The sequence below is a fragment of the Pseudomonas putida genome, assembly GCF_009883635.2.
Lineage (GTDB): Bacteria > Pseudomonadota > Gammaproteobacteria > Pseudomonadales > Pseudomonadaceae > Aquipseudomonas > Aquipseudomonas putida_W.
Map to the genome: position 1 here is coordinate 644,202 of NZ_CP026115.2, position 13,080 is coordinate 657,281.

11 protein-coding genes are annotated in these 13,080 nt (G+C 62.6%); 6 read left to right on the forward strand and 5 right to left on the reverse strand.

Annotated features, from left to right (window positions below):
- The first annotated feature begins 222 nt into the window (after positions 1–222).
- The 5 genes from C2H86_RS03005 (at position 223) to fabB (ending at position 7,138) form a co-directional block, all read left to right on the forward strand.
- The gene (locus C2H86_RS03005) at positions 223–2,370 is read left to right on the forward strand and encodes a TonB-dependent receptor plug domain-containing protein (RefSeq protein WP_205524595.1); all 2,148 of its coding nucleotides are present in this window, start codon (positions 223–225) and stop codon (positions 2,368–2,370) included.
- Positions 2,370–3,260 (forward strand): ABC transporter substrate-binding protein, encoded by an 891-nt coding sequence (locus tag C2H86_RS03010; RefSeq protein WP_159411383.1) that lies wholly within the window; start codon positions 2,370–2,372, stop codon positions 3,258–3,260. Before C2H86_RS03005 ends, C2H86_RS03010 begins: the two co-directional genes overlap by 1 nt.
- Positions 3,257–5,188 carry a response regulator gene (locus tag C2H86_RS03015; RefSeq protein WP_159411384.1) on the forward strand — a complete coding sequence of 644 codons (1,932 nt, stop codon included), beginning with the start codon at positions 3,257–3,259 and terminating at the stop codon, positions 5,186–5,188. Before C2H86_RS03010 ends, C2H86_RS03015 begins: the two co-directional genes overlap by 4 nt.
- Positions 5,189–5,390: 202 nt before the next feature.
- Entirely contained in the window at positions 5,391–5,906 is a 516-nt protein-coding gene (gene fabA / locus C2H86_RS03020) for a 3-hydroxyacyl-[acyl-carrier-protein] dehydratase FabA (protein WP_012315334.1), read from the forward strand.
- A gap of 11 nt (positions 5,907–5,917) precedes the next feature.
- The gene (fabB, locus tag C2H86_RS03025; RefSeq protein WP_159411385.1) at positions 5,918–7,138 is read left to right on the forward strand and encodes a beta-ketoacyl-ACP synthase I; all 1,221 of its coding nucleotides are present in this window, start codon (positions 5,918–5,920) and stop codon (positions 7,136–7,138) included.
- Positions 7,139–7,210: 72 nt separating this feature from the next.
- On the opposite strand, the gene C2H86_RS03030 is transcribed toward fabB, so the two are convergent.
- The gene (locus tag C2H86_RS03030) at positions 7,211–8,215 is read right to left on the reverse strand and encodes an amidohydrolase family protein (RefSeq protein WP_159411386.1); all 1,005 of its coding nucleotides are present in this window, start codon (positions 8,213–8,215) and stop codon (positions 7,211–7,213) included.
- Positions 8,216–8,330: 115 nt separating this feature from the next.
- On the opposite strand from C2H86_RS03030, the gene C2H86_RS03035 reads away from it, so the two are divergent.
- Positions 8,331–9,194: a pirin family protein gene (locus C2H86_RS03035; protein ID WP_159411387.1), complete on the forward strand. Its 864-nt coding sequence runs from the start codon at positions 8,331–8,333 to the stop codon at positions 9,192–9,194.
- A gap of 29 nt (positions 9,195–9,223) precedes the next feature.
- Here C2H86_RS03035 and C2H86_RS03040 read toward each other — a convergent pair whose 3' ends face one another.
- The 4 genes from C2H86_RS03040 to C2H86_RS03055 all read right to left on the reverse strand — a co-directional run bounded on the left by C2H86_RS03040 (position 9,224) and on the right by C2H86_RS03055 (position 12,945).
- Positions 9,224–9,949 carry a dienelactone hydrolase family protein gene (locus tag C2H86_RS03040; protein ID WP_159411388.1) on the reverse strand — a complete coding sequence of 242 codons (726 nt, stop codon included), beginning with the start codon at positions 9,947–9,949 and terminating at the stop codon, positions 9,224–9,226.
- 63 nt (positions 9,950–10,012) lie between these two features.
- On the reverse strand, positions 10,013–11,920 hold the full coding sequence (gene htpG, locus C2H86_RS03045; protein WP_159411389.1) for a molecular chaperone HtpG: 1,908 nt from the start codon (positions 11,918–11,920) through the stop codon (positions 10,013–10,015).
- A 69-nt stretch (positions 11,921–11,989) separates the two neighbouring features.
- A complete protein-coding gene (locus tag C2H86_RS03050; protein ID WP_159411390.1) occupies positions 11,990–12,472 on the reverse strand; it encodes a PaaI family thioesterase in 483 nt (160 codons plus the stop codon).
- Positions 12,469–12,945: a PaaI family thioesterase gene (locus C2H86_RS03055; protein ID WP_159411391.1), complete on the reverse strand. Its 477-nt coding sequence runs from the start codon at positions 12,943–12,945 to the stop codon at positions 12,469–12,471. The genes C2H86_RS03050 and C2H86_RS03055 overlap by 4 nt, the downstream gene beginning before the upstream one ends.
- Positions 12,946–13,080 lie beyond the last annotated feature (135 nt).

The following is a 13,080-nucleotide window of genomic DNA, read 5'->3' on the forward strand; positions in this document are numbered from 1 at the left end:
GTTAAAGCCATTAAGTTAAGTGGCGACCCGCTCATTATACGATTCCCCTGCCAAGCGCCAAGGCTGGCAACACCGATGACACTGTCATGGCCACGTTGCAACAAATGCAGGAGCGGCTTTCGCCGCGATGCGCCGCGCGGGCGGCGCTCGATTTCCGCCACGCTGCACATTTGAAGGCGAGCACACCACTGCACACTGGCAAAACCGCCTCGGTCAGTTAACATGCCTGTTTCAACTCTGAGACAAGGCTGTCCTGTGTTCCCTGGCCCGCCCCCCTACCCTCGCCTGCTGTTGCTGACTGCCCTTATCGGCGGCTCGGCCATGGCCGATGACTTGTTCATCGACAACACCGACCTACCGCAGGTTCTGACCGCCACGCGCCTGAAACAATCCCCGGCGGCGGTACCAGGCAGCATGACGGTACTCGACAACGAGCTGATTCGCGCCAGCGGTGCCCGCGACATCCCCGAACTGTTGCGCCTGGTACCGGGCATGATGATCGGCTACGGCGCCGGCAACCAGCCGACCGTCAACTACCACGGCAGCAACGTCAACGATGCACGGCGCATGCAGGTGCTGATCGACGGCCGCTCGGTGTACCGCGCAGGCTTGGCCACGGTGGACTGGAGCGACATCCCGGTCGCCATCGAGGACATCGAGCGCATCGAGGTGTTTCGCGGCCCCAACACCGTCAGCTACGGCGCCAATGCGCTGATGGCCGTGGTCAACATCCTCACCCGCAACCCGGCCGACAGCCACGGCACGCGCATGAAGCTGACCCGCGGCCAGGATGGCATCAACGACTATTACCTCAGCCACGGCTTCGGCTGGGACGGCGGCGACATGCGCCTGTCGGTGTCCGGCCAGCAGGACGATGGCTTCGACGAGAACCAGTTCGGCCAGGACTACCGCGACAGCCGCCGCCTGAACCGCTTCAACCTCAGTGTCAGCCACATCCTGGCGCCGGACCAGACCCTGGAATGGCAACTGGCGGCCAAGGAAGGCAGCAACCAGCGGCCGTATACCTACCAGCCGGTATTCCCCTACGTCACCCAGGCCGGCGACAACGCCGACGTCAACGCCAAGGACTATGCCGGCTCGGTACGCTGGAACATCGACTTCAATCCCGAGCACAGCCTGTATGTGCAGGGTTCGGCCCAGCAATTCGACCGCCAGCAGGTCTGGCGCGCCTGCGATGCGGCGCTGTCGTTCAGCCCCGAGTTGACCCGTTTATGGCAGATGAACCCTGACTTTGCCGAAAAGGTCGCCCGCGGGGCGAACAACCCGCCAAGCAGCAGCAACCCCGAGGAGCAGGCGCTGGTCGATGCGATCAAGGACCAGTGGAACAACCAGGGTGGCAAGAATGTGGTCTGCGGCGATGTCGACCAGAGCACCCGCGAGACCCGCTATGACCTCGAAGTCCAGGACACCCTGAGCCTGACCGACAGCCTGCGCCTGCTCAGCGGCATGAACTACCGCTATGACCGCGCCGATTCGCAGACCTACTTCAACGGCAGCATCGACGACCAGACCTGGCGCCTGTTCGGCCAGCTGGAATGGCGCGCCGACGAGCACTGGATTGTCCAGGGCGGCGCGATGTTCGAAGACTCGCGCCTGTCCGGCAGCTCGCTGACTCCGCGCATGGCGGTGAACTACCTGATCACGCCGCGCCACGGCCTGCGTGCGGTGTACTCCGAAGCCGTGCGCTCGCCGGACATGTTCGAGAACAACGTCAACTGGAGCTACACGGTCAAGAACCTGAGCCCCACCGCATTCGGCCAGCGCAATGCCGAATACTTCGTCAAGACCCGCGGCCCTGGCGACCTCGAACAGGAACGCATGCGCTCGCGCGAGCTGGGCTATAACGGCTACTTCAGCGACTTCGACCTGAGCATGGATGTGAAGCTGTTCTACGACGAGATCACCGGAATGATCAGCGAGCCCCTGAAGAACAACCAGTACATCGCCAGCAACGCCAACAAGGCTCGCTTCAGCGGCAGCGAGGCGCAGTTCGACTGGCGCCTGGCGCCACGCGACCGCCTGCGCCTGACCTATGCCTATGTCGATGCCTGGGCCAGCAACCCCGCCGACCGTCGTCTCAGCGCACGCAACAGTGGCTCGGCCGGCTGGATGCGCGAATGGGGCGAGGGTTGGTCGAGCGCGCTGTTCTATTACGGTGACGACGCCCTCAATACGTACCGCTACGAACGCGTCGACCTGCGCGTGGCCAAGCGCTTCCGTATCCAGGGCAGCACCTTGGAGCTGGCCGGGCTGTGGCAGCAACGCCTGGACGACCAGCCCACCACGGTGGAGCAGAACCGTTATGACAGCCGCCACCGCCTGAGCTTCAGCGCGGAGCTGGAGTTCTGATGGCCCGGCTGCTGCGCCTGCTGCTGTTCTGCCTGTGGCCACTGGGTACGCTGTCTGCCAGCGAAATCCTGCTGGTTGGCGGCGAAGACCAGCCTGGCGTACGCAGCTTCGTCGAAGCCCTGCAAGGCCGCCGCAGCCATGACCAGGTGCGTTTCCAGAGCGTCGCCGCGTTGCCCCGCCCCGCTCAGCTCAAGGCTGACGTGCGCCTGGTGCTGCTCGACAACAGCGCGCTGGAGTGGCGCCTGAGCGAAAACAGCGGGCCACCTGCGCTGGCCATGCGCGTCAGCCGGGTACAGGCTGAACAACGCCTGGGAAAGTCGCGCCCTGCGTATCTGACCCTGCTGTGGAGCGACCCGCCGCTGGCGCGGCAGCTGCGCCTGGCCCGTTACCTGTTGCCGCAGGCCCAGCGCATCGGCGTGCTGTACGGTGAGCACAGCCATTTCCTGCTCGACGAACTACGCCAGGCGGCACGCCCGCTGGGCCTGGAAATCGTCGCCCAGGACTGGCCGGACCAACGCGACAGCCGGCCCCTGCAACATCTGCTGGCCAACAGCGACGTGCTGCTCGGCCTCGACGACCCCGAACTGTACAATTCCAAGACAGCGAAAAACCTGCTGCTCAGCAGCTATGGCCGGCAGATGGCGCTGATCGGCCCGAACGCCGGCTTCGTCCGCGCCGGCGCCCTGGCCAGCACCTACAGCGACCAGGATGACTGGCTGGCGGTGCTCGACCAACTGCTCGAGCAACCCCCGGCGCGCTGGCCGCGCAGCCTGTACCCGGCGCGCTACGGCGTCAGCGGCAACCAGCAGGTGGCGCGTGCCCTGGGCCTTGAACCGATCGATCCGAACGCCACTGCCAAGGCCCTGGCCGAAGGAGAACCCACCCCATGAGCAAACGCCTGAGCTGGGACATCCACACCCGCACCCAGATCATCAGCCTGGGCCCGGCCTTGTTGCTGACCTTGCTGTTGATCAGCTTTTTCACCTTCGTGCGGATCCAGGATCTGCGCCAGGAGCTGAACCACACCGGGCAGCTGATTGCCAACCAACTGGCACCGGCCTCCGAGTACGGTGTCATCTCCGGTAACAATGAAGTGCTCGAAGGCCTGATGCGCGCCACCCTGAGCATCCCGCACGTGCGCTTCCTCGAAGTGCAGGACAGCCGCAACCACATCCTGGTGTACGTCGAGCAGCAGGACGAGAGCAACAACCGTGCGCAGCAGGTGGAAGTGTTCCAGGCGCCGATCCGCCTGCAGCAGATCCGCCTGGACAGCGACTTCCTGCAACAGGGCAAGGCGCCGACACCGGCCATCGGCGACGACTACCTGGGCCGGGTGATCGTCGGCATGTCGGACGATGCCTTCAGCCAGCGCCAGCAGGAAATCGTGATCAAGGCAGGCATCCTGGCGCTGTTCGCCCTGCTGTTCACCTTCCTTCTTGCCCGCCGCCTGGCCATGAGCCTGGCCAAGCCGATCAGCGACATGGGCCATGCGGTCAAGGCCATCCAGCAGGGTGAGTACAACGCACCCCTGCCGGTGGTCGACGACAGCGAACTCGGCCACCTGGCGCGGCATATCAACAACCTCGCCAATGCCCTGGACCAGGCCAGCGCCGAACAGAAGCAGGCCATCGCCCAGTTGATCCAGGCACGCGAGGAAGCCGAACAGGCCAACGGCGCCAAGTCGGAGTTCCTGGCCATGATGAGCCACGAATTGCGCACCCCCATGAACGGCGTGCTGGGCATGCTGCAACTGCTGGAGACCACCCAGCTGACCAGTGAACAGGCGGATTACACGGCGGTGGCCAGCGAGTCCACCGGGCATTTGCTGAAGGTCATCAATGACATCCTCGACTTCTCGCGCATCGAACGCACGACGCTGCAGCTTGAGCACATCGACTTCAACCTTGTCGAGCTGATCGCCAGCAGCGTGCAGTCGTTCCAGCACAGCGCCCAGCAGCGCGGCCTGGAACTGCACCTGCAGTTGCCGGCAGAGGGCGCACAGCCGCAGGTGGTCGGCGACCCGACGCGCATCCGCCAGATCCTCCTCAACCTGATCGGCAATGCCCTGAAGTTCACCGAGCGCGGCCAGGTGCAGGTCGAGGCGCACTGGCAGCTGCTCGACCGGCAATTGCTGTGGTTCACCTGCAGCGTACGAGACACCGGCATCGGCATCGACAGCGAACGCCTGGAAATGATGTTCGTCGCCTTCCAGCAAGCCGACAGCTCGATTTCGCGACGCTATGGCGGCACCGGCCTGGGCCTGTCGATCGCCCGCACCCTGGCTGAACGCATGGGCGGCAAGCTGCGCGGTGAAAGCCGCGAAGGGTTGGGCTCGACCTTTACCCTGGAAATGCCGCTGCCGCTGGCCAGTACCGTATCGGCAACGCTACCCGGCAGTTCGGGGGCCAATGCACCGCTCGAAGTCGGCAAACGCATCCTGCTGGTGGAGGACAATCCGGTCAATCAGAGCGTCATCGAAGCCATGTTGCGCAGCCTGGGGATGGAGGTCAGCGTGGCCCACGACGGGCTTCAGGCGGTGGAGCAGGTCAGCCAGCAGCCGTTCGCCGCCGTGCTGATGGATTGCCGCCTGCCCCACATGGATGGCTACGAAGCGACCCGGCGCATCCGCCTGTTGCCGGCCTGCGCCCAGCTGCCGATCATCGCCTTGACCGCCAATGCCCTGCAGGGTGACCGCGAACGTTGCATGGCCGCCGGCATGAATGATTACCTGAGCAAACCGTTCCGCCGCACCGAGTTGCAGCGGGTATTGCAGCGCTGGTTGCCTGGACGGACAGCAGCGACTGGCGATAAATGCTAAAGTGCGGCAGTCTTAAGTACTGGACAGGACCTTGTTCGGACCTGAAAATAGACGTTTCAGTGCACACCTGTACTTCTTTCGCCAGGTGCGCTGTGACTTTCACCACAACGCAATAGTCTACCTGTAGGCTGCCGCCCCAGAAGCAAGAAGGGTCGGCCGGGAAGATTCATCCCCTGCCACAGGGGGTTATTGAGGAGCTCGCATGACCAAACAACACGCCTTTACTCGGGAAGACCTGCTGCGCTGCAGTCGCGGTGAGCTGTTCGGCCCAGGTAATGCGCAACTGCCCGCGCCGAACATGCTGATGGTCGATCGCATCACCCATATCAGCGAAGAAGGCGGCAAGTACGGCAAAGGTGAATTGGTCGCCGAGCTGGATATCACCCCGGACCTGTGGTTCTTTGCCTGCCACTTCGAAGGCGACCCGGTGATGCCGGGCTGCCTGGGCCTCGATGCCATGTGGCAGCTGGTCGGCTTCTTCCTCGGCTGGCAAGGCCTGCCGGGCCGTGGCCGCGCGCTGGGTTCGGGCGAAGTGAAATTCTTCGGCCAGGTACTGCCGACCGCCAAGAAAGTCACCTACAACATTCACATCAAGCGCGTCCTGAAGGGCAAGCTGAACATGGCCATCGCCGATGGCTCGGTCAGCGTTGATGGCCGCGAGATCTACACTGCCGAAGCCCTGCGGGTCGGCGTGTTCACCTCCACTGACAATTTCTAAGGGTTATTCGCATGCGCCGCGTCGTTATCACTGGTCTGGGCATCGTATCGTGCCTGGGCAATGACAAAGCTACCGTCACCGAAAACCTGCGCAACAGCCGTCCGGGTATCCGTTACAACCCGGAATACAAGGAACAGGGGCTGCGTAGCCAGGTTTCCGGCTCCATCGACCTCAACCTCGAAGAACTGATCGACCGCAAGGTCTACCGCTTCGTCGGCCACGCCGCTGCCTACGCCTACCTGGCGATGCAGGACGCGATCAAGGACTCGGGCCTGACCGAAGAGCAGGTTTCCAACCCGCGCACTGGCCTGGTTGCCGGCTCCGGCGGCGCCTCGACCCTGAACCAGATGGAAGCGCTGGATACCCTGCGCGAGAAAGGCGTCAAGCGCGTCGGCCCATACCGCGTCACCCGCACCATGGGTAGCACCGTTTCGGCGTGCCTGGCCACCCCGTTCAAGATCAAGGGCATCAACTACTCGATCTCGTCGGCTTGCGCCACTTCCGCACACTGCATCGGCACCGCCCTGGAGCAGATCCAGTGGGGCAAGCAGGACATCGTCTTCGCCGGTGGCGGTGAAGAAGAGCACTGGAGCCAGTCGTTCCTGTTCGATGCCATGGGCGCACTGTCGACCAAGCGCAACGAAACCCCGGAACTGGCTTCGCGCGCCTACGACGCCGACCGTGACGGCTTCGTCATCGCTGGTGGCGGCGGCATGGTCGTGGTCGAGGAGCTGGAACACGCTCTGGCCCGCGGCGCCAAGATCTACGCCGAAATCGTCGGCTACGGTGCAACTTCCGACGGCTACGACATGGTCGCGCCAAGCGGCGAAGGCGCCATCCGTTGCATGCAGCAGGCGCTGTCCACCGTCGACACCCCGATCGACTACCTGAACACCCACGGCACTTCCACCCCGGTCGGCGACGTCGCCGAAATGAAGGGCGTGCGTGAAGTGTTCGGCGACAAGGCACCGAAAATCAGCTCGACCAAGAGCCTGTCGGGCCACTCGCTGGGTGCCGCCGGTGTGCACGAGGCGATCTACTGCCTGCTGATGATGGAAAACAACTTCATCGCCGGCTCCGCCAACATTGACGAGCTGGACCCTGAAGTTGCCGACCTGCCGGTACTGCGCAAGACCGAAGAAAACGCCAAGATCGACACGGTCATGAGCAACAGCTTCGGCTTCGGCGGCACCAACGCCACTCTGGTGCTCAAGCGCTGGACTGGCAAGTAAGACGCTGCTGCGGTAACTGAAAACGCCCCGACTGGTTCGGGGCGTTTTCATTTGCGTGGCCTGTCAGGGCCTCTACTTCTCCTTGGGCAACACAGCCAGGAAGTTATCCTTGGCCACCTTGTTGGCCACCTCTTCAGGCAAGGCATCCAGAAACGGTCTGAACCCGTGCATCTGCTCGCCCAGGCTGCCAAACCGCCCCACCACATCCGAACCCAGCATGAACCGGTCTGGATACTGGCCGACCAGCGCGACCCATTCCTTGCGCGGCACGCCCTGCTCGTCCAGCAGATACGGCTGCAGCACACTCCACGACAAATCCACATACAGGTTCGGATAGTCCGCCAGCAACCGCGTCAGCACCGGCAGAAGAAAGTCCATGCGGGTCTGGTGTCGATGGATCTCCGCGCTGCTCCCCGCGTGCGCCCAAATGAAGCGGGTGTGCGGATGATTGCGCAGCGGCTCTTCGATCTCCGCCAGGTACAGCGGATTGCGCTCTCGCTTGGAGGTGATGTTCGAGTGCAGCAACACCGGCATGTCGCGCTCCGCCGCCAAGTGGTAAATGCGGGTCATCGCTTCGTTGTTGGCCCGCGGTGTATCGCCACTGGTGAGCGCGGTCAGGTCGTCATGGCGCGTGAAGACTTCACCGATCCCCTGCCACAGCCCCGGGTTGAGTTCGAGCATGCGTTCGATATGGCTGACGGCATTCTTGTCTACCGGATTGAATCCGCTCAGAAACGGATGGAAACGTTTTCGCTGCTCCACCGGCAACGTTGCCAGCGCGGCAGCGACATAGGTATCGGTGGCGCTATACCAATAGGCGTCGGCGTCGTCACCGGCGTAGTAGCGCGGGCGCTTGGGCTCATCTTCATGCCATTTCTTGGCCACCGGGATACCGGAGATCATCGAGTGCTCGACCCCGGCCTGATCCATGGCCTCGATCAGCGCCGGCATGCCTTCGCTCTCCTGAAAGAAGTCCACGTAGTGCAGATGGGCATCGCTGTAAAGATAGTCGCGGGCCTGCGCCGACTGGCATAGCCAGCCAGACAGCAACATGCAGGCCAGTGCTCTGGCAATCATCAACGGCTTCCTTCTCCGGGCATCAACTGGGTAGACCAGGCAACCTGCGCAACGGTTCAGCATTGCCCGGCAAACCGCTATGCTTGGGGCATTTCCACCTCGCCTGGAGCCCATCATGAGCAGCCCCCTGATCATCCGCCCACGCGCCGAATCGGTCGAGGGCCAGTCGATCCTGCGCCCGCTGCCCTCGGCCAAGTGCCGCAGCGTCGGCCCGTTCGTGTTCTTCGACCATATGCTCGAGACCGACTACGCACCGGGCCATGGCATGGATATCCGCCAGCACCCGCATATCGGCCTCTCTACCCTCACCTACCTGTTCGAAGGCGCGATCCTGCACAAGGATAGCCTCGGCTCGGAGCAGCGCGTGCTGCCGGGTGATGTGAGCTGGATGACCGCCGGCAAAGGTGTCGCACATGTCGAGCGCACGCCTGCGGACGCCTTGGCCCACGGCTCACGCTTGCACGGGTTGCAGGTGTGGCTGGCCTCGCCAAAGGCGCACGAACAGGGCGAGCCGAGCTATAGCCATCATCCGGCGGCGAGCTTGCCGATCAGTGACAACCTGGGCGTGCGCATCTGCATGATTGCTGGCAGTGGGTTCTGCCTGGAGTCACCGGTGCCGGTGCTCTCCCCTACCCTCTATGCACATGTGCTGATGCAGCCGGCTACCACGCTGGTGGTACCTGACGAACATGTGCAACGTGCGTTGTATCTGCTTGACGGCGAACTGTTCATGGACGGCGAACCGGTCGAGGCCTGCAGCCTGGTCGTGCTGCCGGAGGGGGAAGCGCTCACGCTGGATGCCGAGGAAGAATGCCAGCTGGTGCTGATTGGCGGGGACCCGCTGGATGGACCGCGGCGAATGAACTGGAATTTTGTGGCCAGTGACGGGGAGCTGATCGAGCAGGCCCGGGCCAAGTGGGCCGCCGGGGATTGGCCGACAGTGCCTGGGGAAATTTCAAGAATTGAGTTGCCACGCTGAACTGGGGCTGCCATGCAGCCCCTGCCATATCAGCGCTGGAACACTTCGCTGAGCAGATTGTGCATCGAACGGAACGCCCGCTCCGAAGTACGGCGGTCGTACTGCATCTTGCCCGGCACATTGGCATTCGGGTCAGTGAACGAATGCACTGCGCCACCGTAGCTCAGCAGCTGCCAGTCCACCTTGGCGGCGTTCATTTCGTCTTCGAACGCCGGCAATTGCTCCTTCGGCACCAATGGGTCGGAAGCGCCGTGCAGTACCAGCACCGAGCCCTTGATACGCTTGGCATCTTCCGGGTTCGGAGTGTCCAGTGTGCCGTGGAACGACACCGCCGCTTTCAGGTCTGCCCCGGTACGGGCCAGCTCCAGGGCACAGCAGCCACCGAAGCAGAAACCGAAGGTAGCCACCTTGCCCGGCTCCAGCAGGGCCTTGGATTGGCCCAGCAGTTGCGCCAAGGCTTCCTGCATGCGCTTGCGCAGCTCGCCACGGTCATTCTTCAGCGGCATCATCGCCGCCCCTGCCTCATCGGCATTGGACGGACGCACCGACCGCCCATACAGGTCGGCAATCAGTACCACATAGCCCTTCTCGGCCACTTCCTTGGCGATGCGCTCGGCGCCTTCGCCAATGCCCATCCAGTTCGGCGCCATCACCAGACCGGGACGGCCCAGCGCACCTGGTTCGTAGACCAGGCGGCTTTCATAGGTCTTGCCGGACAGGTGATAGACCAGCGATTCGACGATTACCTTGCTCATCAAGCACTCCTTAGGCACTCACTATGAAAAAGCCCGCCGAAGCGGGCTTTCCTGTGCATCAACTCAAGCAGATAGCTCGACCAGCAGCTTGTTCAGGCGACGAACGTAAGCCGCCGGATCCTTCAGGCTGTCACCGGCCGCCAGCGCGGCCTGATCGAAGAGGATGTGCGACAGTTCGGCGAAGCGGTCTTCGCTCTGCTCGTTGTCCAGCTTCTCGATCAACGGGTGAGTCGGGTTGAACTCGAAGATCGGTTTCGATTCCGGCACCTTCTGGCCGCTGGCTTCGAGAATCTGGCGCATCTGCAGGCCCAGGTCCTGCTCGCCGATGGCGAGGATCGCCGGCGAGTCGGTCAGGCGGTGCGACACGCGCACTTCGGCGACGCTGTCACCCAAGGCACCTTTCAGGCGCTCGACCAGGCCTTCCTTGTCCTTGGCCACTTCTTCCTGGGCTTTCTTGTCCTCTTCCGAGTCCAGCTTGCCGAGGTCCAGGTCGCCACGGGCAACGTCGACGAATGCCTTGCCATCGAACTCGTTGAGGTAGCTCATCAGCCACTCGTCGATACGGTCGGTCAGCAGCAGAACCTCGATGCCTTTCTTGCGGAAGACTTCCAGGTGCGGGCTGTTCTTGACCTGCGCGTAGGACTCGCCAGTGAGGTAGTAGATCTTGTCCTGGCCTTCCTTGGCGCGTGCCAGGTAGTCAGCCAGGGCAACGCTCTGCTCGCCGCTGTCGTCCTGGGTGGAGGCGAAGCGCAGCAGGCCGGCGATCTTTTCCTTGTTGGCGAAGTCTTCAGCCGGGCCTTCCTTCAGCACCTGGCCAAAGTTTTTCCAGAAGCCCTTGTATTGCTCAGGCTCGTTCTTCGCCAGCTTCTCCAGCATGTCCAGCACGCGCTTGGTCAGCGCGGTCTTCATCGAGTCGATGATCGGGTCTTTCTGCAGGATCTCGCGGGAGACGTTCAGCGACAGGTCGTTGGAGTCGACCACACCTTTGATGAAGCGCAGGTACAGCGGCAGGAACGACTCGGCCTGGTCCATGATGAACACGCGCTGAACATACAGCTTCAGGCCGCGCGGCGCTTCGCGCTGGTACAGGTCGAACGGTGCACGGGCCGGCACGTACAGCAGCGAGTTGTATTCGAGCTTGCCTTCGACCTTGTTGTGGCTCCAGGCCAGCGGGTTCTCGAAGTCATGGCCGATGTGCTTGTAGAACTCCTGGTATTCCTCGTCCTTCACCTCGGAGCGCGAACGGGTCCACAGGGCGCTGGCGCGGTTGACGGTTTCCCATTCCTGCGCTGGCTTTTCTTCACCTTCGGCGGCTTCGGCCTGCTCCTTGGGCAGTTCGATCGGCAGGGCAATGTGGTCGGAGTACTTCTTGACCACGTTGCGCAGGCGCCAGCCATCGGCGAACTCCTGCTCGTCCTTCTTCAGGTGCAGGACGATGCGGGTGCCACGCTGCGGCTTGTCGATGGTGGCGACTTCGAACTCACCCTCGCCCTTCGACGACCAGTGCACGCCTTCGGCAGCTGGCTGGCCGGCACGGCGGCTGTAGACATCGACCTTGTCGGCAACGATGAAGGCCGAATAGAAGCCCACGCCGAACTGACCGATCAGGTGCGAATCCTTCTTCTGGTCACCGGTGAGGTTCTTCATGAAGTCGGCGGTGCCGGACTTGGCGATGGTGCCCAGGTGGGCGATGACATCTTCGCGGCTCATGCCGATGCCGTTGTCCTCGAGGGTGACGGTACCGGCGTCCTTGTCGAAGCTCAGGCGGATCTTCAGGTCGGCGTCGCCTTCAAGCAGCTCTGGCTTGGCCAGGGCCTCGAAGCGCAGCTTGTCGGCGGCGTCGGAGGCGTTGGAGATCAGTTCACGCAGGAAGATTTCCTTGTTCGAATACAAGGAGTGAATCATGAGGTGCAGCAGCTGCTTTACCTCGGTCTGGAAGCCTAGTGTTTCCTTTTGAGTCTCAACACTCATGGTCTTCAAAACTCCGATCTGATGGCAGTAGCGCCTGCCGGCCGACATGGCCTGCTTTAACGGCGGATGTCATGCAGATGGGGTCTGCCCGGACGATTTCAAGGGCTTTTCCGGTTCGATCTTGAAATGCGCGCGGGCGGTGGCGATCGGCGACTGTCGGTCAGCCTGCCAGGCGGTGATGGCCACGTTGGTCACCCGCCGCCCCTGGCGCCAAAGCTGGCACTGGGCGTAGGTGTCGCGAAAATGCCCCGCGCGCAGGTAGTCGATGGAGAAATCGATGATTTTCGGAATGCTCGCGCTCTCGCTGTAGATCAGCAGGTACAGGGCCGCGGAAAGCTCCATGAAGCCGGCGATGACGCCACCATGGATGGCCGGCAGCAATGGGTTACCGATGTTGTCCTGGCTGGCAGGCAGGCGGAACAGCAGGTCGTCCCCCTGGCGCTGGCACTCGATGCCGATCAGGCCGGCGTAGGGGATCAAGGCCAACAAGGGGCCGTAGTCGCCGACCGCATGGGCCGCGTTCAACTGCAGGCGAACGTCTTCAGGGATCATGCCCCGCCCTCCTTAAGGCTGTTGCCGAAGCGTATGCCGCCCTTGATGTCCTGGCCCAGGCGCATGAAGGTGCCGACTACCTGGCAAATCGGCTGTTCAGGGTCGTCCTGATAGGCAGCGCCGCGGGTGAAGATCACATCACGGGTGACCCGGTAGCACTGGGCATGACCGTAAATGGGCTTGCCGGCCTCGGCCGGGTGCATGTAATCAATGCGCAAATCCAGAGTCGGACACACCTCGAAGCGCGGCAGCACACAGAGGGTGGCCATGCCGCAGGTGGTATCCATCAGCGTGGTCAAGGCGCCGCCATGCACCGCGCCGGTCTGCGGGTTGCCGACAATCGACGCCGACCAGGGCAGCACCAGGGTCATGCCGTCACTGTCGGCATGGGCCACACGCATCTGTAACAACTGGCAATGCTTCAATGCTGAAAGAAAGCGTTCGGCCATGGCTTGCAAGCTTGAATCGTTCATATGCAGTTTCCGTGATCACTGCCGTTGCGGCATAAAAGCAGTAAAAAGTCTATATGGAACGCGGTGTTATATATCTGCAAAAAGTACGGAACTTATCCCGCATCGCTGAACTCGAAGGAACAACTCAGTTATTCA